This is a genomic window from Arthrobacter sp. ISL-28, assembly GCF_018613875.1.
Taxonomy (GTDB): domain Bacteria; phylum Actinomycetota; class Actinomycetes; order Actinomycetales; family Micrococcaceae; genus Arthrobacter.
This window is the reverse complement of record NZ_JAGGPJ010000005.1, coordinates 108,612-134,903: the sequence shown is the minus strand read 5'-3', so window position 1 is coordinate 134,903 and position 26,292 is coordinate 108,612. Positions and strand designations below refer to the sequence as shown.

Annotated in this window: 21 protein-coding genes and 1 pseudogene; 7 read left to right on the top strand and 15 right to left on the bottom strand. The window is 61.3% G+C overall.

Going from position 1 to position 26,292, the window contains the following annotated elements:
* Positions 1-23 precede the first annotated feature (23 nt).
* A complete protein-coding gene (gene lepA, locus J7E80_RS03415) occupies positions 24-1,877 on the bottom strand; it encodes a translation elongation factor 4 (protein WP_215050071.1) in 1,854 nt (617 codons plus the stop codon).
* Positions 1,878-2,070: 193 nt separating this feature from the next.
* Between lepA and J7E80_RS03410 the strand changes: the two genes are divergently transcribed.
* Entirely contained in the window at positions 2,071-2,658 is a 588-nt protein-coding gene (locus J7E80_RS03410; RefSeq protein WP_215050070.1) for a type II toxin-antitoxin system PemK/MazF family toxin, read from the top strand.
* A gap of 204 nt (positions 2,659-2,862) precedes the next feature.
* Positions 2,863-3,123 (top strand): 30S ribosomal protein S20, encoded by a 261-nt coding sequence (gene rpsT, locus J7E80_RS03405; RefSeq protein ID WP_215050069.1) that lies wholly within the window; start codon positions 2,863-2,865, stop codon positions 3,121-3,123.
* 96 nt (positions 3,124-3,219) lie between these two features.
* On the opposite strand, the gene holA is transcribed toward rpsT, so the two are convergent.
* Both holA and J7E80_RS03395 read right to left on the bottom strand, forming a co-directional pair.
* Positions 3,220-4,236 (bottom strand): DNA polymerase III subunit delta, encoded by a 1,017-nt coding sequence (holA, locus tag J7E80_RS03400; RefSeq protein ID WP_215050068.1) that lies wholly within the window; start codon positions 4,234-4,236, stop codon positions 3,220-3,222.
* Positions 4,170-5,237: a ComEC/Rec2 family competence protein gene (locus tag J7E80_RS03395; RefSeq protein ID WP_251036385.1), complete on the bottom strand. Its 1,068-nt coding sequence runs from the start codon at positions 5,235-5,237 to the stop codon at positions 4,170-4,172. Before J7E80_RS03395 ends, holA begins: the two co-directional genes overlap by 67 nt.
* Positions 5,238-5,804: 567 nt before the next feature.
* Here J7E80_RS03395 and J7E80_RS03390 point away from each other — a divergent pair.
* Complete coding sequence (locus tag J7E80_RS03390) at positions 5,805-6,158, top strand: helicase associated domain-containing protein (RefSeq protein ID WP_215050067.1); 354 nt, start codon at positions 5,805-5,807, stop codon at positions 6,156-6,158.
* Between the two features lie 113 nt (positions 6,159-6,271).
* On the opposite strand, the gene J7E80_RS03385 is transcribed toward J7E80_RS03390, so the two are convergent.
* The 9 genes from J7E80_RS03385 to J7E80_RS24195 form a co-directional block, all read right to left on the bottom strand.
* Positions 6,272-8,053, bottom strand: a complete 1,782-nt coding sequence (locus tag J7E80_RS03385; protein ID WP_215050066.1) for an ABC transporter ATP-binding protein — start codon at positions 8,051-8,053, stop codon at positions 6,272-6,274.
* The gene (locus J7E80_RS03380; RefSeq protein ID WP_215050065.1) at positions 8,050-9,012 is read right to left on the bottom strand and encodes an ABC transporter permease; all 963 of its coding nucleotides are present in this window, start codon (positions 9,010-9,012) and stop codon (positions 8,050-8,052) included. Before J7E80_RS03380 ends, J7E80_RS03385 begins: the two co-directional genes overlap by 4 nt.
* Positions 9,002-9,931, bottom strand: coding sequence for an ABC transporter permease (locus J7E80_RS03375; protein ID WP_215050064.1), 930 nt, complete (start codon positions 9,929-9,931; stop codon positions 9,002-9,004). The genes J7E80_RS03380 and J7E80_RS03375 overlap by 11 nt, the downstream gene beginning before the upstream one ends.
* A 123-nt stretch (positions 9,932-10,054) precedes the next feature.
* The gene (locus J7E80_RS03370; protein WP_215050063.1) at positions 10,055-11,737 is read right to left on the bottom strand and encodes an ABC transporter substrate-binding protein; all 1,683 of its coding nucleotides are present in this window, start codon (positions 11,735-11,737) and stop codon (positions 10,055-10,057) included.
* Between the two features lie 178 nt (positions 11,738-11,915).
* Positions 11,916-12,902: a tetratricopeptide repeat protein gene (locus J7E80_RS03365; protein ID WP_215050062.1), complete on the bottom strand. Its 987-nt coding sequence runs from the start codon at positions 12,900-12,902 to the stop codon at positions 11,916-11,918.
* Positions 12,903-13,152: 250 nt separating this feature from the next.
* A complete protein-coding gene (locus tag J7E80_RS24210; RefSeq protein ID WP_285291790.1) occupies positions 13,153-13,278 on the bottom strand; it encodes a hypothetical protein in 126 nt (41 codons plus the stop codon).
* A gap of 53 nt (positions 13,279-13,331) precedes the next feature.
* On the bottom strand, positions 13,332-13,457 hold the full coding sequence (locus J7E80_RS24205; RefSeq protein WP_285291789.1) for a hypothetical protein: 126 nt from the start codon (positions 13,455-13,457) through the stop codon (positions 13,332-13,334).
* 58 nt (positions 13,458-13,515) lie between these two features.
* Positions 13,516-13,641, bottom strand: a complete 126-nt coding sequence (locus tag J7E80_RS24200; protein WP_285291788.1) for a hypothetical protein — start codon at positions 13,639-13,641, stop codon at positions 13,516-13,518.
* 54 nt (positions 13,642-13,695) lie between these two features.
* Positions 13,696-13,821, bottom strand: a complete 126-nt coding sequence (locus tag J7E80_RS24195) for a hypothetical protein (protein ID WP_285291787.1) — start codon at positions 13,819-13,821, stop codon at positions 13,696-13,698.
* Between the two features lie 625 nt (positions 13,822-14,446).
* Here J7E80_RS24195 and J7E80_RS24555 point away from each other — a divergent pair.
* The 3 genes and pseudogenes from J7E80_RS24555 to J7E80_RS03355 all read left to right on the top strand — a co-directional run.
* Positions 14,447-14,680 (top strand): annotated as a pseudogene (locus tag J7E80_RS24555) (winged helix-turn-helix domain-containing protein); the annotation flags it as partial.
* Between the two features lie 15 nt (positions 14,681-14,695).
* Entirely contained in the window at positions 14,696-17,434 is a 2,739-nt protein-coding gene (locus tag J7E80_RS03360) for a BTAD domain-containing putative transcriptional regulator (RefSeq protein WP_311380755.1), read from the top strand.
* Between the two features lie 1,225 nt (positions 17,435-18,659).
* Positions 18,660-19,868: a spherulation-specific family 4 protein gene (locus J7E80_RS03355; RefSeq protein WP_215050060.1), complete on the top strand. Its 1,209-nt coding sequence runs from the start codon at positions 18,660-18,662 to the stop codon at positions 19,866-19,868.
* A gap of 544 nt (positions 19,869-20,412) precedes the next feature.
* On the opposite strand, the gene J7E80_RS03350 is transcribed toward J7E80_RS03355, so the two are convergent.
* Together J7E80_RS03350 and J7E80_RS03345 are read right to left on the bottom strand one after the other, a co-directional pair.
* Positions 20,413-20,631: a hypothetical protein gene (locus J7E80_RS03350; protein WP_215050059.1), complete on the bottom strand. Its 219-nt coding sequence runs from the start codon at positions 20,629-20,631 to the stop codon at positions 20,413-20,415.
* Between the two features lie 399 nt (positions 20,632-21,030).
* The gene (locus tag J7E80_RS03345; RefSeq protein WP_215050058.1) at positions 21,031-21,423 is read right to left on the bottom strand and encodes a hypothetical protein; all 393 of its coding nucleotides are present in this window, start codon (positions 21,421-21,423) and stop codon (positions 21,031-21,033) included.
* Positions 21,424-21,879: 456 nt separating this feature from the next.
* Between J7E80_RS03345 and J7E80_RS03340 the strand changes: the two genes are divergently transcribed.
* Positions 21,880-23,118 carry a hypothetical protein gene (locus J7E80_RS03340; RefSeq protein ID WP_215050057.1) on the top strand — a complete coding sequence of 413 codons (1,239 nt, stop codon included), beginning with the start codon at positions 21,880-21,882 and terminating at the stop codon, positions 23,116-23,118.
* A gap of 1,210 nt (positions 23,119-24,328) precedes the next feature.
* On the opposite strand, the gene J7E80_RS03335 is transcribed toward J7E80_RS03340, so the two are convergent.
* Positions 24,329-26,284: a ComEC/Rec2 family competence protein gene (locus J7E80_RS03335; protein WP_311380754.1), complete on the bottom strand. Its 1,956-nt coding sequence runs from the start codon at positions 26,282-26,284 to the stop codon at positions 24,329-24,331.
* Positions 26,285-26,292 lie beyond the last annotated feature (8 nt).

Here is a 26,292-nt window from a genome sequence, read left to right as displayed (position 1 = left end):
GGTGGTTTCGGCCACGGTCATCACTACTTCTTGGCCTTGTCCTTGGATTCGTCCGTGGTGAGGGCGGCGATGAAGGCTTCCTGCGGCACTTCCACGCGGCCCACCATCTTCATGCGCTTCTTGCCTTCCTTCTGCTTCTCCAGCAGTTTGCGCTTTCGGGTGATGTCACCGCCGTAGCACTTGGCCAGGACATCCTTGCGGATGGCGCGGATTGATTCACGGGCGATGATCCGCGAACCGATGGCGGCCTGGATGGGAACCTCGAACTGCTGGCGCGGGATAAGCTCGCGCAGTTTGCCTGTCATCATCACGCCGTAGGCGTAGGCCTTGTCTTTGTGGGTAATGGCGCTGAATGCGTCCACCTGCTCGCCCTGCAGCAGGATGTCCACCTTGACGAGATCGGCGACCTGTTCGCCATCGGCCTTCCAGTCGAGGGAGGCATAGCCGCGGGTCTTGGACTTGAGCAGGTCGAAGAAGTCGAACACGATCTCGGCCAACGGCATCCAGTACCGCAGCTCAACCCGGTCTTCGGACAGGTAGTCCATGCCGCGCATGACGCCGCGGCGGCCCTGGCACAGCTCCATGATGGCGCCGACGAACTCGTTGGGGGCAAGGATTGTCGCGGCCACCATGGGTTCGCGAACCTCATTGATCTTCCCTGAGGGGAACTCGCTGGGGTTCGTCACGGTGACCACATTCTTGTCCTCGAGCGTGACCTCGTAGACCACGTTGGGCGCCGTGGAGATCAGGTCCAGGTTGAATTCGCGTTCGAGGCGCTCGCGGACGATCTCCAGGTGCAGGAGGCCAAGGAAGCCCACGCGGAAGCCGAAGCCGAGGGCTGCAGAGGTTTCCGGTTCATAGATCAGCGCTGCGTCGTTCAGCTTGAGCTTGTCCAGCGCATCGCGCAGCACAGGGTAGTCGGTGCCGTCCAGAGGGTAGAGGCCTGAGAACACCATCGGCTTGGGATCCGCATAGCCGCTCAGCGATTCCGCGGCGGGTTTGGCGAGATTGGTGACCGTATCGCCCACTTTCGACTGGCGGACGTCCTTCACGCCGGTGATGAGGTAGCCTACCTCGCCGACACCGAGGCCTTTCGAGGGCGTCGGCTCCGGGGAACTGACCCCAATTTCCAGGAGCTCGTGGCTGGCCTTGGTGGACATCATCTGGATACGCTCACGCGGGTGCAGCATGCCGTCCACCACACGAACGTAGGTGACCACGCCACGGTAGGTGTCATAGACGGAGTCGAAAATCATGGCACGGGCCGGCGCGTCCGGGTCACCCACGGGAGCGGGCAGGTCACGGACGATCTTGTCCAGCAGCGCCTCGACGCCGACGCCGGTTTTGCCGGAGACCAGCAGCACGTCCTCCGGGTCGCCGCCGATCAGGCTGGCCAGTTCGGCGGCGTACTTCTCCGGCTGCGCGGCCGGGAGGTCGATCTTGTTCAGGACCGGGATGATGGTCAGATCGTTTTCCATGGCCAGGTACAGGTTGGCCAGGGTCTGGGCTTCGATGCCCTGGGCTGCGTCCACTAGGAGCACTGCGCCTTCGCAGGCCGCCAAGGACCGGGACACCTCATAGGTGAAGTCAACGTGGCCCGGGGTGTCGATCATGTTCAGGGCGTAACTCACGCCATCGAGCTCCCAAGGCATCCGCACGGCCTGAGACTTGATGGTGATGCCGCGCTCTCGCTCGATATCCATGCGGTCCAGATACTGCGCCTTCATGTCGCGGGACTGCACGACGCCGGTGTACTGCAGCATGCGGTCGGCCAAGGTGGATTTACCGTGGTCAATGTGCGCGATGATGCAGAAATTCCGAATGATGGCCGGATCTGTCGCGGCGGGCACCGGGGCGGTGCGGGCCATGGGAGACACGCAGGGTCCTTACTGTTGGCAACTGTTGGCATATCCACGGCGTCGTTCAGGCCGAACTCGGGCCATCCTGATGCTGCCGCATATCTGAACCTCTAGTCTCCCACGTTCAGGCCCCGCGCAGTACATTCCAGGCATGGTACATGTCCGGGCCCCTGGCGGTGGCCCTGACCTTTGCGGCGGTATCGTTTCCGGCATGGCCCTGAACTTCCGCACCATGGGCAACGCCGTCCGCGCTTCCCTCCGCTTCCTCTCCGGCTCCCCCAGTGGGCAGCAAACCCCGCGGGCCAGGCCTAAGGCGGCGCCGGCGAAGCCATCCACGGCAGCTTCCGGGAGTTCCTTGGGAAAGGTCGCTGGCCGGACCGGGACAGCCGGCCTGTCGGGCGGATATCCTGGCGACTTCCGCGGCACGGCAAGCCTGCGGTACTCCCCCTCACCCGACGGCCGGCCGGATCCCGGCGAAGTAGTGTGGACCTGGGTCCCCTATGAAGAGGACCATTCCCGCGGCAAGGACCGCCCGGTCCTGCTGGTGGGCAACCATGGGCGTTACCTGCTCGGCCTGATGCTGACCAGCAAGGACCACGACGCCCATCCCCGGCGCAGCCGCGACTATGTCGACGTCGGCACCGGCCCGTGGGACAGGCAGTTGCGTCCCAGCGAGGCCAAGCTCGACCGTGTCCTCCAGATCCGGCCTGCGGATGTCAGGCGTGAAGGCGCGGTACTGGGCCGCAGCCAGTTTTTCGCCGTGGCCGAGGCGCTGCGGGACCTGAATGGCTGGACGTGACCTGCGGAAATGCGGCGGGCCGGGACGCGCCAGGTCCCTGCAAATCGCCTCTCCCGGCTGAATTCTGCTACTATTCATAGCTGTGTGTCCGTGCAGGTCGACGGCCACTGATGGTTGGCCGCCATAGGTATCCCCACGCCGCTCAGTCAATGGCCAACCTGAAAGCCCTCTAGACCATTTCCGCATTAAAAAGAGAGTTCACACGTGGCAAATATCAAGTCCCAGAAGAAGCGCATCCTGACCAACGAGAAGGCTCGTCTGCGCAACAACGCAGTCAAGTCCGAGCTGAAGACGGCCATCCGCGCCGTCAACACCGCCGTTGAGTCCACTGACAAGGAAGCCGCTACTACTGCGCTCGTTACTGCCAGCCGTAAGCTGGACAAGGCTGTCAGCAAGGGTGTTCTTCACAAGAACAACGCTGCAAACCGCAAGTCGGCGATCTCCAAGAAGGTCAACGCACTCTAAGGTTTTCCAGTTCAACTGAACTGATGCTTGTGGCCGGCACCATTGGTGCCGGCCACATCTCTTTAACCTGCTTGCGTCTTTTTTAACGTGCTTTGGCTACCGGCCGCGGGCGGCCGCGGCAATGACCGTGACGGCGTGCTCCACCGCATACACGGGATCGCGGGAGAGGCCCTTGACCTGCGCGTCGGCTTCCGCGGTCACCTGGATTGATCGGGCGAGGCCTTCCGGCGTCCACCTCCGGACGTCCCGCTGCGCCTGCTCCACCAGCCATGGCTGCATGCCCAGCTGCTTGGCGATCTGGGCAGCTGAACCTTGCGCCCCGGCCACTTTGGCAACGGTCCTCAACTTCGCAGCCAAGGCAGCCACCAGCGGTACGGGGTCAGCCCCTGTGGCCAGGGCATGACGGAGGGTGGACAGCGCAACCGGGCCGTTGCCGGCCATCGCGGCGTCGGCCACTTTGAACGCGGTGGCCTCGATCCGCCCTCCGTAATACCGTTCAACCATTTCGGCATCCACCGTGGTGGAAGCGTCGGAAATGAGCTGGCTGCAGGCCGCCGCGAGTTCGGACAGGCTGGCGCCGACCGCGTTCACGAGGGACTGCACCGCGTCAGGTTCGATGCGTCGTGACGCAGCCTTGAATTCCGCCACCACGAATGCCGTCTTGTCGGCGTCCTTCTTCAGCGGCTGGCAGTCAACGACGGGCCATCCGCCGGCCTTGACCGCGTCGAGGAGCTTCTTGCCCCGGACGCCGCCGGCGTGCCGCAGGACAAGAACGGCGTCCTGTTCCGGGTGCTGCAGGTAGGCCAGGGCATCGGCCAGGAACGGGTCGTTCATGGACTCCAAGCCTTCGGCCTCGATCAGCTTAGTCTCACCGAACAGGGAGGGACTGACGATCATGGCCAGCGAGCCTGCCTCATAGCTCCCCGCGTTGAGGCGGGTGAGCTCGACGTCCGGAGCGGCGGCCCGGACCTGCGAGCGGATGCGGTCCATGGCCCGGATACCAAGGTATTCTTCCGGACCCGTGATGAGCACCACTCCGGCCGGGGTCACGTCCCGCCAGGTGGCCGAATTGGTCGCCGACGTCCTGGATCGTTGGGGCTGGGCAGCGGCCACTGTTGGTTCCTCCCGGGGTACGGATTGCAGACTCTAAGCCTGCCATGGCCCAACCGCTGCACCAAGCCGCGCCGGCCCAAGCGGGCGGGGCCGTCCGAGTGGGCGCGCCTGGCGGAGCGCGGCCGCGGGTTCGTTAGTTGCGCCAGCCACTCAAGGCAACCGGCCGTGGCACGATGGGCGGCGAGGACGAACCCGAGCGTTTGGGCGGGATGGGTAGCCAGCCAGACGGCCAGCACGTTCATGGCCGAAAGCAGCGCCATGGTGAACAGGCCGAACTGGCCTTCGGGCCAAGGCGGAGCCGCCCCCGGAAGACAGGCCACAAACCTGGCCACGCCAGCCACGCCCGCCGCGAAAAAGCCGGCAACCCCGATCAGTACAGCGGCCAGCCATGGCAGCAGCGGCACCAGTGGCACCGCGGCGGTTCCCAGAATGGTCACTGGAGCCACCAGCGGGGCCGCGAGAATGTTGGCCGGCAGAGAATAGGCGGCGAACTGGGGTTGCAGCAGCACCACGACGGGGCCGCACAGCAGCTGGGCCGACAACGGCACGGCGATGCCGGCCGCCGCCCAGCGCGGGATGACATCCGGAATCCAGTCCACGATCTGCCGGCCCAGCGCGATGATTCCGAGGGTGGCAAGGACGGACAGCAGGAAGCCGAAACTCGTGCCGAGTCCCGGGTCGATGAGCAGGAGGCCGATGACGGCGAGGCAGAGGAAGCTCAGGCCGCGGCCGGTTCTTCCGCTTGCAAGCGACGCCAGGGCAATGGCCCCCATCAGGGCGGCCCTCAAGACGCTGGCATCAGGTCCCACCATCAGGACAAACAGGCCGAGGCCTGCCAGGGCGAATGCGGCAGCGGGAAGCCTGGCCAGCCGCAGGCTGCGCGCCGCCAGCAGCAGGGCTCCAAGGATGAGGCCGCAGTTGGCACCGGTGATTATTAACTTAGGAGGTGGGTCATTCCTAGGCAGAATCTCCTCTGCTTGCTGAGGCCGTACGTGGCTCAAGGTAGCGTTCCTCGATGTGCTTGTACTGAGGGTTGGCTTCCCGTTGCCCATGGCCACTACAGCTCCGTGGCCACCTCGTGTGCCGGGCTTGCTCGTCAAGTCGGTACAGCAGGCTGCAAGCAATCATGATGCCCTGGACCGCGTTACTCCTGTTGAACTGGCGGGGACTCACTGTGTGCGCCGTGGCGTTGCGGCTGAATGTCCTCGGCACCTTGTCGCCGTCGGCGACGAAGAATTGTTGGTAGTTTTGCCACATCAGAGCGAACGCGATGAACTGCCGGACGCTGAACTCGGCATACGTGTCCTTCGTCCGTTTCCCGTTCCGGTCGGGAGTGTACTTCTAGCGATCCTTCCCAAAGTACGAAGTCAGGATCGCGTCTATGAGCGAGCCAGCGAGTGCCTGAGCGGCCTCCGCATGCCCAGCGTCCAGAGCATCGAGCGCCGCCACGGCGAACGGGACGTACGCTGTTACCGCTTCAGAACCACATTCCTCGATAGCCGCATGGCAGTCGGCAGAGATCGACCTCCACCCCGGCGCAAGATCTCGCGCCGTTCCTTCGCCCCCGCTTGCCCGGACCAACGCCTGAGCGATGGAGCCGCGCGGCAGACCGTAGAGCGGGATGCCGTCGGCCCGAGCGGGCCGTACTTCCGGACTGGCAGACTCCCCCGCGGGCAGACGCCGATGGGGCACGGTGGCAGGAACGGCTCGAGGCACTGGCTGCCTACCCGGACGCCGGCAGCGACCGGCCCCGCCACAAGGCCGTCATCACCAGTGAAGAGCACGACCTCGGCGTGTGGCTGCACACCCAGCGCTACAAGCAGCGCCGGGGTGAACTCGATGGCAGGAAGGCAGATGCCCTGGACGCCACCGTCCCCGGCTGGCGGACGGGCAGGCAGCGCCGCAGAAGGCCCCGGGAATGAATCATGGTCGGGAAGTGCGCTCTTCGATCGTCCGGTCCACGGTTTCATCGTCCGGCATGCTTGGTCATCAGGCGGGCACTCTCTGGAGCCGAGCACGCCCCCGATGCTCCGAACTACTTCCACGACCGGCAGGCGCGCGGACGGTGAGAGCACTTAGCAATATCCACACCGTTAGTCAGGACAGAGCGGCCAACCTGCGGCGGTAATAGTCCTGTCCCGGGGATGGCGTTGAGTAGGGCCGTGGTGCAGTCGTGTCGCGGCGCTTCAAAGACCGAGTCTGTGGGGCCAGCCTCCACGACCTTGCCTTTTTCCATAACGCAGACGTCGTCGGCGATCTGCCGCACGACAGCTAAGTCATGAGCAATGAAGACGTAGGTCAATCCCAGTATCGACTGGAGCTGGCCGAGGAGAGTGAGGACCTGTGCCTGCACAAGTGCGTCGAGAGCCGACACGGCTTCGTCGCAGATGATGACGTCAGGATCCAAAGCCAATGCCCGGGCGATCGCCACACGCTGCCGCTGCCCACCCGAGAGTTCGTTCGGGTACCGCTTCATGCTGGATTGGGGCAGGGACACCTGATCCAGGAGTTCCCGCACCTTCTTCTCCCGGCTTGATCTGTCACCGATCCGGTGAGTCCTGAGAGGTTCCTCGATGGTCCGGTAGATGTTGTACATCGGGTCGAGGGAACCGTATGGATTCTGAAAGATGGGCTGCATGCGGCGGCGGAAATCGAAGATTTGCCGGTTACTAAGCGTGGAGGTGTCCACTCCATCGAACACGATCCGCCCGGACGTGGGCGTCAACAGGTTCAGGACCATTCGTGCAATGGTGGATTTGCCGGAACCAGACACCCCCACGATGGCCGTTGTCGTTCCCCGTCCGACGCTGAAGGAAACGTTGTCCACGGCTGTGAATGGGGTTGACCGCCCAGTAGCTGACCGAAGCTTGAACTTTTTTGTAAGGTTTTCGACCTTCAGGAGTTCGTCCGCACCACTACTTCTCCGAGGACGGCTTCGTCTCGGGCACGCTTCTCCGGTGAAGGCAGAGCGAGTTCGTGTCTGGATGCGGCGGGAAGACAGCGAGGGCGCCGAGGCAACTAGTCTCTGCGTGTACGGGTGCCTAGGGTTGAGTAGCAACTCCAGCGAGGGGCCAGATTCAACTACCCGCCCACCGTACATAACTACAACTCTAGACGCACGCTCAGCAGCCAAACCTAGATCGTGAGTAATCAGCAGGGTTCCTGTGCCGAGCTCCGAAGTCATAACCTCCAAGTGGTCCAGGACTTGCCGCTGGACCGTGACGTCCAGGGCCGATGTTGGCTCGTCCGCGATCAGAAGCCTCGGTGGGTAGGACAGTCCGATCGCGATGAGTACACGTTGCCGCATCCCGCCTGAAAGCTGGTGCGGATACTGCCTGGCACAGCGCCCCGGGTCCGGAAGTCCAGCCTCTTCAAGGACCCTCGCGACATCCGAGTGCCTCGCCGGCTTGCCGTTGGCACGCAGCGCTTCGCTCACTTGGTACCCGATCTTCCAGACAGGATTCAGATTGGACATCGGGTCCTGCGGGACCATGCCGATGGTCTTGCCGCGAAGTTCGATCATGCGCCGCTCGGACGCATGGGCTATGTCTTCACCGTTGAGCAGTATTTGCCCGCCGGAAACGCGCCCGTTGTCAGGCAGCAGGCCGATGACTGCAAGGGCTGTGGTGGATTTGCCAGAGCCGGATTCTCCTACCATGGCCACGGTTTCACCAGACATGATGCTTAGGTGTGCGTCCCTCACGGCATCGAAATCGCCATGTGGTGTCTGGAAGGTGACTTTAAGGTCCCTTATCTCCAGCAGCGGTCCTTCCACTTCGGAGCCCTCGTCGTTGAGGCTTGCATCCAGTGACTTCATCGTTTCCTCGATCGACGACGGCTGTTCGGATGGAAGGCGTCACGGAGTGCGTCGCCGAGCATAATGAAACTCAGCACCGTGATTGACAGTGCAACGGCCGGGTATATCAAGATCATGGGGTCTGTGCGGACCAAATGTTGGGCGGCTGCGATGTCCTGCCCCCATGACATGACCGATTGGGGTAGGCCAATGCCCAGGAAGGACAAGGTCGCCTCCGTCACGATGAACGTGCCCAGCTCCAAAGGCGCCAAAACAACAACGGGCGCCATGCAATTAGGCAGTACATGACGGGCGAGCGTGCCGAACTTCGAAACGCCCAACGATTTCGCGGCCGTGACGAACTCCGCGTTACTGACTTCTAGAACGGCGCCGCGGGTGATGCGGGCCATCTGTGGCCATCCCAGCAGGGAGATGACAAGCGCTACAGTCCAGACGCTCTTGTTCTCCCGAACGGGCGGTAGCTGTGCAACGACTAACGCGCCAAGGACCAGGGGGAGAGCGAAAAAGATGTCGCTCAGGCGAGCAAGGACCGCGTCGATCCAGCCTCCGTAGTAACCCGAGACGGCGCCGAAAGTCACGCCGATAACTAGCACACCCGAAACGGATAGCAGCCCAACTGCTACTGACGCCTGTGTCCCATGAATGATGCGCGAGTAGACATCGCATCCCTGGAAAGTGAATCCCAGTGGATGCCCGGGAACCGGCGGTCCGGCCGAGTTGGCCAGGTGGCAGTTTTCGTTCGGCGGTGTCTGGGTGAAGAGCCCGGGAAAGAGCACCACGACGATGATCATGAGGATCATCAAGGAGGAGATGATGAACAAGGGCCGACGGCGGAGTTTCCACCATGCATCGGCCCAGAGACTACGGTGTGTTGCCTCTACATTGAGAGGATCGGCGGGTAGCAAGGGGATTTCCTCTCTGGGTGCAACAAAGTGTTGAGCGTCATGGTCACTTGTCATATCGGATCCTCGGGTCAAGCCATGCATAAAGGAGGTCTACAAGAAGGTTTGCCACGACGAAAACGAGTACAAGCACGCTTACGATGATCACCACAGTTGGCCCTTCGCCCCGCAGGACGGCTTGGTACAGCTTGTTGCCGACGCCCGGCACGTTGAAAATGCCCTCGATGACGACCGCGCCTCCCATGAGGCTTCCCAGGTTCGCGCCAAGGTATGTCACGACCGGAATCATGGAATTGCGCAGGATATGCGTCAGGACGAGACGTGGACCGGACAGTCCCTTTGCTGATGCGGTGAGGACGTAGTCGGCCTTCTTGTTCTCGATGACCGAGGCGCGGGTAAGCCTCAGGACGTAGGCGAAGGACGCGAGCCCCAGCACCGTGGCGGGAAGGACGAGTGCTGCCCAATCCGCGTTGGCACCAACGGTAGGTTTGGCCCAGCCCAGCCGGACGCCAAAAACGAGCTGAAACACGAAGCCAAGGACGAATGTGGGTATCGCGATGACGATCAGGGATACGACCAGGACGGTTGAGTCGAAAACCCTGCCCCGGCGAAGACCGGCGATTAGACCGAAGGTAACGCCGAAAACTGCCTGGATGATGAGGGCTTCGACCGCGAGCATAGCGGTTACGGGAAATATCCGAGCCAGAGTCGAGGCGACCGGCTGTTGCGTGAAGTCGTTTCCAAGATTAAGGGTGAGGAGGTTGACAAGGAAGGCACCGTATTGGATCCAGAACGGCTCGTCCAAGTGGTATTGGTTCCGCAGGTCGTCTATGACACTTTGTGGGGGCTGCTTGTCTCGGAACAGTGCAGCAATCGGGTCCCCCGGCAGGGCGAAAACCATGTAATAAACGAGAAGCGTCGTACCGATTAAGACGGGAATCGTTTGAAGCAGACGCCGAAGGAGGTACCGAATCACTTAGAGGCACTGCTTTCTGTGCACGCGGTGGAAATCCATGGTTGTCTTCCCGCGACCGCGGGCCAACATGGGGACCGGGGATCAGCCCGACCACCGCCATCACGGCAGGTTGTGATCCTGGCTCTATTTGGCGGAAACGTTGTGGTAGAGGATAGCTCCGTTCCAACCGGTCTCAGCAGAAAGGACGTTGTTGCTCCACACGATAGGCCGATTGGTGTACCACAATGGCAATCCGGGGAGTTCCCTGAACAGGACTTCCTGGGCCTTGTTGAACTTCGCATTCGCCTCACTCGTCTCCTTGGATCTCAGACCTTCTTGGAGCAACTGGTCAAACTCCGGATACGAAAACTTCTCGTAGTTGGCGGGTCCCCCGGTCCCCCAGACCGGGCCGAGGAAGTTGTACAACGACGGGTAATCCCCGTTCCAGCCAGTGCGTGTTAGGCCAGGGAGGGAACGGGCCTTGCGCCGGTCCAGAAGTTCCGCGAACTTGGCAAATGGCTGGGTTTCAGCGGGGATGCCGAGGTTATTCTTGAATCCGTTAGCTACCGCGTCAACCCATTCCTTGTTGCCGCCATCCGTGTTCGAGGCGATCTGCAGCGGCCTCGATGCGTCATACGGCTTGATTTTATCGGCCTGTGCCCACAGGTCCCTGGCCCTGGTCGGATCGAAATTGAGCACTTCGTTGCCTGGGATCTTCTCGGTGTAGCCGTCCAGAACCGGGGCGGTGAACTCCTTGGCCGGCGTACACGTGCCGTTGAAGATTATCGTGCAGATTTCTTCCCGGTTGATGGCCTGGGAAAGGGCTTGACGTCGAAGTTTGCCGGCCTCGCCCTGAAAGTTTGGATTGTATGGGGGGATGATAAGTGTGGCGTTTAAGGCCACGGGCTTTGCCGCATACCGGTCTTGGAAGTCGGCCTTGTATGTCCTGAGAGCGTTGGATGGCAGCGTGTCGCTGAGGTCCAGGTTGTCGGACTGGAGGTCGATGTAGGCGGGGCCCGGCTCTGTGTAGAACTTGAAGGTCACGCCGCCGTTCTTGGCTTTGCGGGGTCCGTCATAAGCGTCGTTCCTGACGAGAGAGAGGGATTCGTCGTGAACCCACGATCCTTCCTTCGCGAACTTGTACGGGCCGTTTCCAATGGGATTTTCACCGTAGGTCTTGGGGTCCCGAATGGCTGCCGACGGCAGGGGAAAGAATGCCGAGTAGCCTAGTCGAAGCGACCAATCGGCCTCGGGTTGGGATAGCTTTACTGAGAACGTGTGGTCGTCTTTGAGCACCAAGCCGGACATCGTCTGCGCTGTGGGGGCAGGGACGGTCATGGTTGTCTCATCCGTGCCTGTGGTCGTCCGGACGGCGCTCACAGCGGCATAGCCGTCAATGGACTCGAAGAATGAAGCGTTGCTTTGGTAGTTGGTGCTCAGTGCGGCGAAGTTCCAGGATTCGATGAATGTTTTGGCCGTTATTTCCTCACCGTTGGTGAATCTGCTCCCTCTCTTGACCTTGATGATCCAGTTCTGAGCGTCGACGGTCTCGATGGATTCAGCCAGCGCATTGATGGGTTTGCCTTCCGGGTCGTAAGCGCGAAGTCCCTCGAACAGCAGTTCGATGACGCGGCTGCCATAGTCCTCGTTCGTGTCCGCGGGCAGCAGTGGGTTCTGGGGCTCGTTGCTGTATGCGGTGATGATCTTGGTTGGGTCGCTGCTGACCTTATCGGTGTGAGCAGTGTCAGCAGCAGGGCTGCATGCAGTTAGGGCAAGGGCGGCGAGGGCCACAATACCCACGGCTTTGGAGATCCGCTTATATGGCATTTCCCCCTCCTAGTCGTTGGAGCGAGTCAGGGAACGTGTGTTGGGCGTTGGCCTCGTGTTGTACGTTTCCTTTGGCCCTGCACTGTGACGTCGCGCGTGCCGCTTGTTGTGCAAATACTGGAGCTCCCGGGAAGATAAATCAAGGCTGAAAACTGGCCAAAGCAACTATGGATCTCGATTAGTCGACGTAAGGCATTGAGCCCGGGTCTCCCTTGGCGGCTTCGTCCGTAACTGCAGCAGATCGCAGTTTCGCAAGAGCGTTTCGGTTCTGAATGGCGGCATCAGTGCTGGGGTGGCCGTCACCCAGTGTCTGCTTGAATATCGTGATCGCGTCCTCGTAGCAGTCCATGGCTTCGCGGGTCCGGCCGATGTCGGAATACAGGGTGCCGAGATTGTTCAGAATCACTGCGATTTCAGGGTGAGAGGGTCCAAGAATCGACTGTTTGATCGCCAGGGCTCTCCGGAAAGTTGCCTCAGATGACAGATAGTCTTGCTGAGCCTGCTGGATTGCCGCGAGGTTGTGAAGCTGGACGGCGACCTCATAGTGCTCTTCGCCATAACGGTTCCGCCATAAGTTCAGTGCTTCTGACAGGACGACGGTAGCTTCGTTAAAGCGCTCCTGCCCGGCGAGGACAGCGCCAAGGACTGACAAATCGGCGGCCAACCCTACCGGGTCTGGGGGCCTGGCCGCCCGGCGCAACCTGACTGCTTTACGCGCCGGTTCCTCGGCTTGGACAAATTGTCCTTGAACGTGGTTCAAGCCCGCCAGGTTGTGGAAGAGGCTCGCCATGTCCGGTGCATTCCCCCCAACTTTTGCTGCAAGCAGTTTTAGGGCTCTGTTGTAGTAAGTGGCTGCCTCTTCATATCGACCGCGGTCCTTGGCCAGAATCCCCAGCGCGTTGAGCGGGCCGACTGACGCAACGGAAACTTGCAGTGGTTCTGACAGAGCAAGGGCGTGGGCCAAGGTGATTGATGATTCCTCATAGCGGGCAGATAGCCGCTGGCTGTTTCCCTTGTGGACGAGAATGGCAACGCGCCGCTCATCGCGGGTGGCGCTCGGTTCTGCATGCTCGAGAAGAGTCAAAGCCTCGTCGCAGCGGCGCTGCGCCTCTGAATGGCTTGCGGAGTCGGCCGCGAATTGCGCTAGCGTCTCCAGGACTGACACGCGATCAGTTACATCAGCCAGTCTGTTGCCTGCAGTTGGAGGCAGAAGATTCAGTGCCTTCAGCGCCGTGGTCTCTGCACGTTCAGGATGGCCCCTTCGTGACAGTTGTTGGGCCTTCCGGAGCGTTCTTCGTGCCCTAAGATGCCTCAGTCCCACAGATGCCTCAGTCCCACATCGAATCCTGCCTGTCAGAGCAGCTCCGGTCCCGAACCATATCGGTTCGGGCCGGAGGACTGCCGCATCTTTATAATCAGCGGAGGACGAGTGGTTCGCAATGGTTCAGCCGGGTCCCGGCGAGGGCGGGGCCGGCGGTGGCGGCTGCGAAGCCGAGCGCGGTGGCGACGAGGACGGCGGTGGACCAGATTCGACGGAACATGATGATCTCCTAGGGTGGTGGCGGTACGGATTGGTTGGGTTAGTGGTGCCGGGTCAGCGACCGACGAGCGGTTCGCAATGGTTGAAGCCAATCCCGGCAGCTGCAGGGTGTACGGAGGCGGCTGCGAAGCCCAGGGCGGTGGCGAGGAGGACGGCGGTGGAACAGATTCGACGGAACATGATGATCTCCTTCCGGAGGTGCGTGAACGGCTGAAAACCGGGTTGGCGAGCCGGGCTGTCAGCGCCGGACGAGTGGTTGGCAGTGATTCGCGCTGAGGGCGGCAGCCGCGGGGCCGGCGGTGGCGGCGGCGAAGCCCAGGGCGGTGGCAAGTAGGACGGTGGTGGACCAGATTCGACGGAACATGATGATCTCCTAGGGTGTGTGGCGGTACGGATTGGTTGGGTTAGTGGTGCCGGGTCAGCGGCGGACGAGTGGTTCACAATGGTTGAAGGCCGCGCCGGCGGTGGCGGGGCTGGCGGTGACGGCCGCGAAGCCCAGGGCGGTGGCGAGCAGGACGGCTGTGGAATAGATCTTGCGATACATGATGTGTTTCCTTCGGTGGTTGTTTCTGTTGTGATCTCAGGGTTGCGCGGGCCGCTTAATGGATCCTTAATTGCCCCGGTCCGCCAGCATGGATGGCTGGCATTGGCTTCGGTGGCAGTGGTAAGTCGCCCCCATCGCCAGGCTTCAGCGCCAAGGCGAGCCTTGCTCTCTCGGCTGACACTGGAAGAGTTGAGGGAGGTTTGGCTTGGCCAATCTCATGTGTTGCAGCTAAATGTCATGTGGCTGCTATCCCAAGGAGCTACGCTCCCAGCGACGGATTGGGGCAATGACCCTGAACGACGGCCAACCGGCAGAGGGATTCGCATTATTTGAGGCTTCCGCTCGAGCTAATCTCGGCGTATTTTCACTTCATATACAACCAGTCGCGTCGATGGTTACCGGGCTCTAGGGGCGGCTAGAAACGGCCTATTCTGACTCGGAGGTAAATGTTGTGCCCGACGAGAGAAATACCACCAAGTCCTTCAGCTTCCTAGCGCGTTTGGAAACAGGCGCCCGCCCGAGGTCGTGCGCAGGGCAGTTGACGAGAAGGGCAGTTGAGGAGACGCCCCACGAGAAGCTGGGCGTGTTGAACTCTCAGCACAGACCGGGTCGTTAAGGGAATGTTGTGGGTGCACTTGGGATTCGGGTTCTGGGACCGCTGGAGGTTGTCGTCGGCGGGGCGCCGGTTGCCGTCGGAGCCGGTCAGCAACGGATTGTCTTAGAGTGTCTGGCCCTGCGGGCTAACTCCATCGTTACACCGGACTTTTTGGCGGAGGCCATATGGGCTGACAATCCACCAGCAAAGCCTGGCCCTCAGTTGCAGGTGTACATTGCGACTTTGCGGCGCCTCCTCGAGCCGGAGCGACCGAAAGGGGTGACTTCACAGCGCTTGGCCAGCCGTTCGGGCGGCTATGTGCTGACTCTTAAAGAGGATGAGCTTGATCTTCTGCGCTTCCGCGAGGAGGTCGCCGCGGGCGGGCAGGCTGTGCAGGACGGGAACTTGCTCGAAGGTGCCGATTGTCTTCGCCAAGCCGTACAACTTTTCAGGGGTCCGGCGTTTCCTGATTTGGCCGACATGGAGGTGTTCCGGCCGGAGCTGGATGAGCTGGAGGAATCGAGACTGGATGTCTATCAGGACCTGATTGAGATAGATCTGACGCTGGGTCGGCACCGTGCACTGGTGGGTGAGTTGCTGTCGCTGGTGGCATTGAACCCTTATCGGGAACGGCTTTGGGCCTCGCTGGTGCTCGCCTTGTACAGGTCTGATCGGCAGGCGGATGCGCTGGCAGCGTGCCGCGACGCACGCCGAGTCTTCGCTGACGAGCTGGGCATCGATCCGGGGCCACGCCTGCGAGGATTGGAACAATCCGTGCTGCAGCAAGACCCGTCCCTTGCAGCACCCGCCTTGGAGGGCCGCCGACGGATCAGGCAGCGGGTGGATAATCTTCCTTCCGAGCTCACGCCACTGGTCGGGCGTGAGACGGAGCTTGGGGAATTGTGCAGCTTGTTCGTCGACGAAGGCTGCAGGCTGATCACCATCACGGGTTCCGGCGGGACCGGTAAGACGCGCCTGGCATTAGCTGCCGCGGGAAGGCTAACTCCACAAATGGCCGACGGCGCTTGCTGGGTCAACCTTGCTCCGCTCACGCAAGACCGTCAGGTGCCGGCAGCGATAGCGAATGCGCTTGGCTTGGAGGACTGGGCGGGCGTGGACCCTATAAAGAGCGTGACCCGCTTCCTGCGCTCTCGACGCTTGTTAATGGTCTTGGACAACTTCGAACACCTGGAGGAGGCATGGCCCGTAGTGGTGGACATGCTCACCGCCGCACCCGACCTGTGGATCCTTACCACGAGCCGGCGCCCGCTCGGACTGCGCGCCGAGTACGAATACGAGCTCGAACCTTTGGCTCTCCCTCCTCTCGACCCACCACTGCCACCGCTCATACTGCAATCAGTGCCAGCGGTGAAGCTCTTCTTGACCCGTGGCCGTACAGTGCGTCCGCGCCTGAACGTCAATGGCGATAATGCTGCGGTGGTGACGCGGCTTTGTCGCCGCTTGGATGGCCTTCCGCTCGCGATCGAATTGGCCGCAGCCCAATTGCGTTATCGCAGCGAGAGCGAACTCCTGAATGAGCTGGAGGTCAGTTTTGCCGCCTTGCCGGCAGCTTTCCGCGATCTTCCGGATCGTCAGCGGACACTCACGGCGACTATCGCTTGGAGCTACGGGCTGCTCGATGAGGCTGAAAGGCAACTTTTCGATCGTCTGGGCGTCTTCGCTGCTGATCCGACGGTGACCGCTGTCAGCAGCATTTGCGGATCGTCTCCCGCTGAAGACGCTGTGGCCGAAGACCTGCTGACCGTGCTGTCACGTCATAGCCTGCTGCGCCGCTACGTGGACTCCAAGAGAACAGAGCGGATATCAATGTTGCAGACGATCCGCGAGTTCGCCCGTGACCGGCTCGAATCGTATGTCGATGCCTTAACGGTGAGGCGTCGGCACGCCGAGTACTACCTTAGTGTGGCCGAGGTCGTCAGCCCCCACCTATGGGCGCCCGGTCAAGTGGACGCATTCCACGCCCTGCACGCCGATGCGCCCGATCTGCGGGGCGCTTTTCTGTGGGCTGCCGGGCCTGGCGGATCCACTGAGCTGGCGTTACGGCTGGTAGGAGAGCTCTGGCATTACTGGGAGCTGACCGGGGACGTGGCCGAGCAATGTGAAATCGCCCTGAAGCTAATCTCCAACACACCGACTGCTTCACCAGCGCTCAGAGCACCCGCACTTAGTGGAACAGCCACTTTGTGCTGGATGCTCGGTCGTAACGACGATGCCACCGACCTTCACCACAGGGCCCTTAAAGCGTTCGAAGCCGCCGGCAACGACCAAGGGGTCGCCTGGAGCACGGCGTGTCTGGCGGTGCAGGCGTCGGAGCGTGATGACAATGTCTCCGCTGAGCGGCTGGCCAGCGAAGCGCTATCGCTACCACTTGCCAGCCCCCGCACCCGCATATGCGCCTTAATCGTGCTGAGCCTGGTTGCGTACTACTCCGGTGACATAGATAAGGCCCTTGCCTTGCGGCGCGAGAGCGCCGCACTTGCCCGACAAGTGGGTGACCGATGGATACTCGCGATCGCCCTAACTAATTTGGCCGAGTGCATGGAGCAAATCGGTGATTACCCTGGTGCCGAACGACTGCTGCTTGAGGCAATAAGCGGAGCGCAGGACCTTGGCGGACAGGGCCAAATCGCGGGATTCCTCGAACAACTGGCAGACGCCTACGTTGAAATGCGCCGCACCGAGCTGGCCATCCGCGTACTTGCGGCAGTAGATGCCTACCGCAAGGAACGGGGGCTTCCGCTCTTCCCGGCAGAACAGCGACATCTCGAATCGGTAATGGCCAAGGCAAGAACTCAAGCCGGCACAGTTCCCTTCGCCTTGGCTTGGGCGGCTGGCCAGGAGCTAACCCTCACCCAGGTCCTCAACGAGGTGCTCCGGGATAAGCCACAGGGAAGCGAGCAGGACCCGTCCTCCCCGCAGCAGTCGTCTGCAGCCCCTGAGCAGCCAACAACGCAGCACTTGAGTGCAGCACCGTGGGCTTCGCCAATTGGCAAATAGATCTCGTTGCACAGATGCGACCAGCCGGTCAAAGCGCTTGTCAGTCTACGCAGTCGGGCCAAAGGTCCTCACCCCATGCCGCGAGGTGATCGCCTGTAACCCTGAGAGAAGGACGCATTCTGCTTTCTGGGAAGGGGACTTCCGACGTCGCTGCAATCGGGGCACCAGCGCTTGTTTGGCCGTTGCGGGCCCTGCACGTCTCAATTCGCTTCATGATCAGCATCTCCTCATATGTCAGTCAGCGAGGGCTTCAGGTCGGTCGGTTTGTGACCTCCAGCGGAAATCTTCGGGCTGGTATTAACAGAGTGGCCGGGAGGGCTTAAGCGATCCTTAATATGCCTCCATGAGCAGGACGCTGACCCGCGCGCAGAGGAAGGCTGCCGGAAACGATGGGCCATGGTGGCCCAAGTTGCAGACCATCGTGGTGAACGGATGCTGTTCGGGTCCACTAGCCGCGCCGAAGGTGCTGACGACAGCCCGAAGGGCCATCCCATCCTTCCATGCCCGTGTCAATCGCGGTCCAACGCAGCCATGGTGACGGCGGCGGACTCGACCATCGCTGACGAGGCGGCGGTGAGCGTCCGCTGCATCGGCTCGTCAACACCTTAAGCAGCCGGCGCTCCTGGTCTTTGACTGCTGTCGAAAGTCGCATCCATCAAATATTTGTGTGGCGTCCCGGAGGGCGGCTGGCGCCGATCCACGCCCGGGTTCTCCCCGTGCCGAGTTGTTTCGTCCAGCCGCTCGCTCAGAGGGCAGCAGTCTGGCGGGCGGCATGGCTAATTGATGGTGGCGTCATCGGAAGCATCCACGTGATTAAGAATGGCTTAAGCCTTGCGCCCGACTCTTAGATCGCCGGCTAGATCAGGCCCCAGACGCAGGAAAGGAAAGACTGAATGTTGCAAATATTGCTCGGCGAGTGATGACGGCAAGGGGTGGTTTGCCGCGGGCAACATCGCTGCTACCCCGACCACCTGGCATTTCCCGAGCGACTCACCGAAACGCAGCACGCACTAATACTTGCCACACTGGAAGCCGCACAAAATGAGTGGCTCCAGAGGCCGAACTGGTTCGCCGCCCCAATCACGGCGTACAGGCATGAACCCTGTTCCGCCGAGGCATTCAAGCAGGAAGAACAAAAAGCAGAAGCGTCAGTTGGACGCCGATTGCCGACCTGCCAAATCTCCCACCTCAGGAAAAACACACCCTCATACTAGAGGAGTTCGAAATGTTCACTTTAAACCGCACCCTGTTCAGATTTTCCGCCCATCCGAAAAAGTCCTATTTCCGCCATTCAATTTCGGAGACGGAGATGACTTCGGTAGAAGATCACATGGTAAGGCGGCGCATGTCTGCCCTGCTCCCCGTAATGCTCCTGACTTCGCTTTGCCTCAGCTTGGCCTCTCCAGCCGCCGTTGCGGCTCCTCCGAAGGCCCCGACGCTGTCAGCATGGCACAACGGAGATGTACAAGTCTTGCTGACGTGGCGAGACCAGTCCACGAACGAGAAGACGTTCCCGATCCGATACAGGATAAAAGGTGGTGTGTGGAAGCACTACACCTCAGTTCCGTCCTCGTCTGGCGGCACGACCGGGAAGCTTTACAGTGCAAAGCACACCGTCCCACGAGGTGGGACATATTGCTATCAGGTCGGTGCGGCAAGCCTCGACGGCATCACGTACAGCGGCGAACGATGCGCCCCGCCCACAGTACGAAATCAGCATCAACTTGTTCCCGCCTACTTCTATCCCAGCAAGGCTGACAAGAAATGGGAGCAGATGTGCGACCGCATGAACAATCGGGGCGGCAGCTCCATTGCTGTCATGAATCCAGGCAATGGCCCAGGTACAGGTGCAACAGCCAATGCCGATTACACCAGAGTCATTACGTACTGCCACGGAAAGGCCCAAAAAGTCATAGGTTATGTCTACACCGGCTATGGAGCGCGGCCACTCGCCCAAGTAAATGCCGACATCGACAAGTACTACAGGCTTTACAGGGTGGACGGGATTTTTCTTGACGAAATGAGCAACACTGCAAATGACCCGATCAAAGCCTACTACCGCAATCTCTACACCTATATCAAGACCAAGACGCCGGGGACAGAAATCGTAGTTGGCAACCCCGGAGTTGCCGCCTCCACCGCATGGCAATTAGGCGCCAGTCGAGTGGCCGACATACTCGTGATCTTTGAAGGCACGGCCGAAAAGTACAAGACGTGGACGCCCCCGTCGTGGGTCAAATACCAACCTTCCAGGAACTTCAGCCACCTCGTTTACGCGGCCAACGATCCAGGCTACCTCTCTGTTTGCCAGCTCTCGGTCCTCCGGTATGCCGGTTACCTCTACGTCACCAACGACATTCTGCCCAATCCCTGGGATACTCTGCCCCCCTATTGGATTCACCACGCTCCAATTTGTGCAGCAGCGATTGAATAGAAGACCGAGGCCAAAACTGCCCCGCGACGTCGAAACCCCGAGCGCAGCCTGCGGAAACAAAACCATTGAATCCGGAAACGCCTGGCCGCTGCGCGGCAGGAGCCAAGTAGCCTCGGCCCGCTGAAGGCGCCCCTCCAAATGATGATCGCCTGCCTCAAAGAAGCAGCTCTGGCCAGCTCAGGCGTGAATCATTTAGTATCGCTCTCCGGGCGAGAGATGTTCGGAGCGAGGCTAAGGGCCGGACGGCAATCCGTCTGGCCCTTAGCGCTGAACGGGCTCCGGAACGCCAGTCGAAGCCAACGAGCACCAGTGGCAGGAACAGCTCGCTGTCCTGGTCGAGGACAGGGCCGCCGGCAACTACTGGCCCCGCATAAGGTGGTCATCACGGGCGAAGGGCCCGAACTTGGGGTCTCGTGAACTCGGTGCCAGAAGTCAGATGCCAGGGCGCCTCCGTTCCGGGATGGAGGATTGGCAGGGTGGGCGCCAGCTGGGCCAGAAACAACTCGGCCAGGGTCGGGCCGTGATCTACACACAAAAATTGGGGTTAACTCTCACCCGTTCCCTTGATGCTGGCCTTGATCTCCTCCAAGGCTGCCAGGTCCTCATCATAGGGCTCGGGACGGACGTTGGCGCGCGTCTGCAGCATGTGGCCCAGATCGACGGAAGTGATCGTGTAAGTTTCCGTGCTGACTGCCAGGGTGCCCCTGAATTGGGGATCCGCCAGGTTCGTTAGAGCAACGGTCAGCGCGCCGGGTTCCTCCACCAGCGGCCGGCTGGCATCCAGTTGCCAGTCATCATGTTCCCGGCCCAGGGATGTCGAGTACCGTGGCGCTCGGGGCCCTCGTGAGGCCAGCCGGTGTGCCCTTCCGCGGTCCAGCTCGACTCGAAGACGCGGCGGATCTCCGCAATGCGCTAGTCGGACGACAGCTTGGGCCCGTCCTCAGGCTTCCAACCCATGACAGTGAAAACCCGGTCATAGTGCCCACAGGCGAGTTCAACCCGCAAGAACGCCGAGAAGTGCGCCACACCACATAGGTCGGCTACGTCGAACCAAGGGTTCAGCTCACCTTGTCGGCGACAGGAGGTAGGTTGTTGCCATGAGCGTTCCAAAGCCCAACCAGCAGACAGGACCGATGGCGGGCCCCGTAAGGAAGGGCCGCGTCTACAAGTCCCCGCTCGCCGTGACCGGGATGCTGCGAATCGAGGCCTGGTTCAAGGACGACCTTCCCGACCTGCTCTGGCCAGCGCGCATCTTCATCAGTTCCGAGCTCGTCCTCGCGAAGGAAACGAGAGTGTCAACCGGTTTATCAAGTGGCAGAAGGCAGTGCAGGACGGACTTGCTCATGACGGGGAGGCCGCCGTTGTTGCGGAGTTGTTGGATGGGCGCCTGACACACCTTGCGTGGTAAGTCGATCCGCTGAGACCGGATGCTGACCGGCTCTGCGGGAAGGTACAGCCGCTCCGCAATGCGGTCTCCCGCGGGAGCGATCGCGAAGGTATGCGCATTCGCGAGGATCGAACTGTGGAGGTCGATGATTTCGCTCGTCGTTATCATGGAGCCCGGCCCCAGGGGGTTCCAGATCACGTCGGTACAAAGAGAGCATTGAATGGGGGCCAAAAGGGAACGCCAAAATAGGGCGCCCCACACTCCACTCCCTGTCGCTGGCTTGGCCATGTACTCGTGGAGTTCGACGACAGGCTCATCACAAGTAATTAGCGCCCTTCGAGTCCCATAAAGGGTCACATGGCGTGTGATGAGATGACATCCAGCGACGCTGCCTGTGAGATCCAGCAGAGCCAGGCGCAGCATCTTGTGCGGTGAGCAACAGCGGTGAGAATCGACTGGTGGCGTTTCGTTTCGGGCTTGTACCGGCGCATCCCGCTGGTGCCAGCTGAGGCACTCTGCCCAAGCGATTAAGGATCGCTTAAGCCCTCCGCGGGACCCTTGGGACACCAGCCCGATAAAAAAGGGCGAAGCGCAACGCGGACACGGTGGAGAAACATTCACCGCATGATGGCGGCTGGATTTGTTGCCGCGAGCCGCTTCGACCCCGCTGCCTGGACGATCATCCATCGCAACTTCAGCCTCGTTACCCGTCCATGGCAGAACAATGACGCACCACCAACGCGAACTAAGAAAGTGAAGACGATGATCGTTCAACAACAAATCTCGGTACCGCAAAAGAAGGCCCCAGATCGGAGGAGGCAACCTTTGGCAGCAATACAACGCAGTCTGAAGCGGTGGCGATTCAGCTCTGGAACAGTCGGGCTCACCATCGCATGCGCAATTTCCCTATCCGTAGCCGGACAGCCTGCATCCGCGGAATCTCGCACGCCGACCCTTTCCGCAGCTGCTTCGGAGGCCTCGGTCGTCTCGCGTACAGAGCCCTCAGCTCTCCTTCAGTCGACTGGGAACCTTTACTGGGTTGTCAATACTGAAAACGAGTTCAGTCCAAATTCGTCGAGCGTGTACCGCACGGCGAAGACCGGAAGGCCAGGCACGGAGCGGCTCCTGTATCGGGAGAAAGGCCTACACTACTTTGGCGCACTCGTGTACGCCAAAGTAGGCGGCATCTGGTTCGGCTACGTCGTCGCTAGGCAGAACATGACAAACTCAAGGATCGTACGTTTCCAGCTCGATGGCGGAGGCCTACCCAAGACCATTGTCGCCAGTGCCAACCCTATCCGTGACCTCAAAACCGACGGCGCCTCATTATTCTGGGCTGATAAGAATGGAATCCGCGCTACCGCACTTATTGGGGGACCTACCAGGACGGTTGTACAAGGTCAGGATTTCAACAGGGTCAGGCTCGGACTCGCAGGTTCGAGATTGTTTTACGCGGTCGGTCGCCAAGTGCGTTTTGTCCCTAAGGCTGGCGGTATTACAACAAGCTTTATCACCACACCAACCGAGATTACGGCACTGCACGTCGCTGTCAGTCCATTCGGGACGACAAGGGTCTACTGGGGAGAGCGCAGCGGCATCGTTGCCAGTAAGGGGTTTTTCGGATTAACCAGCATTTGGCAGGGAGCTCAGACCGGTCGTTACACGACCAGCGTTTCCTTCGATGGTGCACGTGTCCTGTGGACTGACTGCGGTACCAATGGGCTGGAGTGCGCAGTACGTTTTCGTCTTGGGAACGCCACCACAACCATCGCGAAAAGCCTCTATTTCGCCCGCGAGGTCCAGGGTGACAGTCTTCGAACCTTCTGGGCAGACAACGACGGCTTGAAGCGGTATACATATTAACCAAGTTTCGCGGACCCAAGCCGGCGAGCTAGCCTAACTGCTGCACCGTACTTTCCCCGGCCGCCGCTGGCACTGCAGTTGCCACCGAAACAACCATTCGAAGCGCCAGTAGGCACTCCCCATCGAAATATCAGTCACTCCCGGCACAGACCGACTCGGTCTGTGCCGGGAGCCCACTGGGAATTCCAAAGAACCGGATTCATGTCTGGAAGGGCCTGTTGATGCATCAACTTGCAGGACAGCAGGTTGAATGGCTTCTAGGGCCCGCGAACGCTCCAGGAGTCGCGTTCACAGAGGGGTGCCGGCCCCGGACCACTGACGACCACCGCCGGACCTGGGATCATGAACTCTGGCCGGACTATTCCGATTGACAGCCTCTCTTCGGCACTCACCCAGGCAACTGCCAGTCCAGGTCCCTCGTCATCCCACGGCTCGCCGGTTCGAAGAAGTTTACCCTCGAGGACATTGAAGACAAGGTCTAACAGTACCGTTCGACTGTGATCAGTGAGAATTCACGTCTGAACTACTGAGAAGAGAACCAACGTTAGGATGGAGCATTCTGGTACCAACGTAGAGTACCTGGTAATAGCCTTACGCCTCGCCAGCATTGTCATACTTGCAGTCGCTTCTGCACGCAGATACGAACACAATCTGCAGGTCGTCATCAGCTGACACTCTAATCTGTTTCTCCGCAGTTCACCGATCCGATCAGAGGGTCACATCCTTCGAGCCATAGTGACAAAGCCCAGATTCCTGACAGAATCAGCGTGCAGTGCCGAGGCTTGGTAGGTATCTTTGAGCCTTCCCGAACGCGTCCCCTCTGCGGTGAGTTCCCGAATTCGCACCGATCGATTCGAGTGATATTCATGCTTTCTTACGGGACAAACACGTCCATCAGACCGCGACTGCTGACTTGGCTGGCAGTTGCCTCCGCTGTTGCCACAATTACTGCTGCTCCCATTAGCCCATGGGACGGCACCCAGGCCGCGGCGAACAATCAGGCCACGGTGACCTACACAGCCAGTGACGAGATTATTGCCAATCCAGAACGCGGAATTTACCGGCACCAGACCGGTGATTTCAGTTCAGTAACCTTTGCGGGCAATTGCTGTGCGCCCGAAAATTCCGACACACATTACCTCCACCCGCCGGGCGGTGACTGAATCCGAGTTAATCCTCCGGACCGCCACCAGCACCACCGCTGCCGGGGCTATGTCCCGCCAGGTGGCCGTGTTGGACGCCGTTGTCCGGGCTCGAGTGGTTGGCGCAGCGGCGATTCTGGATTCCTCCTGGAACTGTTAGTGCAGTATCTAAGCCAGCCACGGTCGGCCTGTGGCTCCAAGCCATGCCTAGGCCGGTCCGGCCGGAGCGCAGTACGGTATCCGCGAACATGCTGCTCCGCCCGCTCAAGGAAGCCCTCCGTACGGCCGTGCAGCGCCACAACCAGCCGCAGGATCTGCCGGGGCCGCACAGCCATCCAGACGATACCAATAGTAAGTGCCGACAGCATCACCATGGTCAGGAGACCCAGGACGCCCTCAGGCCAAGGCAATGAGGCTCCCGGCAGGGCAGCCACAAACCTGGCCACGCCAGCCACGCCCGCCGTGAAAAAGCCGGCAACCCCGATCAGTACAGCGGCCAGCCATGGCAGCAGCGGCACCAGTGGCACCGCGGCGGTTCCCAGAATGGTCACTGGAGCCACCAGCGGGGCCGCGAGAATGTTGGCCGGCAGAGAAAAGGCGGCGAACTGGGGTTGCAGCAGCACCACGACGGGGCCGCACAGCAGCTGGGCCGACAACGGCACGGCGATGCCGGCCGCCGCCCAGCGCGGGATGACATCCGGAATCCAGTCCACGATCTGCCGGCCCAGCGCGATGATTCCGAGGGTGGCAAGGACGGACAGCAGGAAGCCGAAACTCGTGCCGAGTCCCGGGTCGATGAGCAGGAGGCCGATGACGGCGAGGCAGAGGAAGCTCAGGCCGCGGCCGGTTCTTCCGCTTGCAAGCGACGCTAGGGCAATGGCCCCCATCAGGGCGGCCCTCAAGACGCTGGCATCAGGTCCCACCATCAGGACAAACAGGCCGAGGCCTGCCAGGGCGAATGCGGCAGCGGGAAGCCTGGCCAGCCGCAGGCTGCGCGCCGCCAGCAGCAGGGCTCCAAGGATGAGGCCGCAGTTGGCACCGCTCACAGCGGTCAGGTGGGTGAGACCCACAGTCTGCATGGACATCTCCAGTTGTTCATCCAGGCCGCTGGTATCCCCCGTGACCATGCCTGGAAGGAGTCCCCTGGCATCAGCGTCCAGCCAGCCGGCCGCCGCCGCAAACTGGCTTCCGAGCGCGGCCGGCCCCGAAGTCCAGGCATCCGCGGCCCTGAGGGTTATGGGGGACGAGGAGGCCGACAGAATCCCGGCCTCCAGCTGACCGGGATCGGGAGGACGCAGCTTTCCGGCAGTCCGGACGCGCTGGCCGGAAGCCACGTGCTGCCAGTCCTCCCCGCCCATGATCACCACAGCAGCGTCGGCCCGGAGCAACTGGCCCCCTGTGTTCAGTGATTTGATCGTGGCCACCACCGCCCAGCGCGATGGCAGCCCCGCACCGCCTGAAATCTTAAGGGCACGCGGTGCGCCGGCAATTTCAACCTCTGCAAGGCATGATGCCCGGGCCGCGATGGCCGCCGCCACCGGTCCATCATTCTTCTGGGCAGACGATACAGCCGAGTGCGCTGCGGCGGCCACGGCCAGCAGCATGGCCGCCATTATCGTCAGCAGGAAGCTGCGTCCGAGGTGTGGGGCCGCCCCGCTCCGCCGCAGAATCAGCACGAGCAGCACCGCGGAGCCAGTGACCAGGGCGCAGCACATCCCCAGGAGCCAGGGCGGGCTCAGCCATGGTCCCGCGGCAGCAGCGGCCCAGACGAGCAAGGCCGACGGAACAAGCCGGAGGTCCACCCGCCGGCGTCGCTCGTCTGCCGCATCAATGGCCCGTTCGTCGGGAGCCAGCCGCGACCCTAACCATTCACGGATTCTGCGCAGGAAACCTGATCCTCGATGGCCTGGTGCCGGCCGGACAGCAGGCGCCACGGCCTGCCCCCAGGCGGCACTGAGGCCGTCGGTGGCCGGGCGGTGGGAGCGGGCGCCGCTGGCCGTCCCGTGGTTCGGGGCCGGGTTCACGGCCGCCT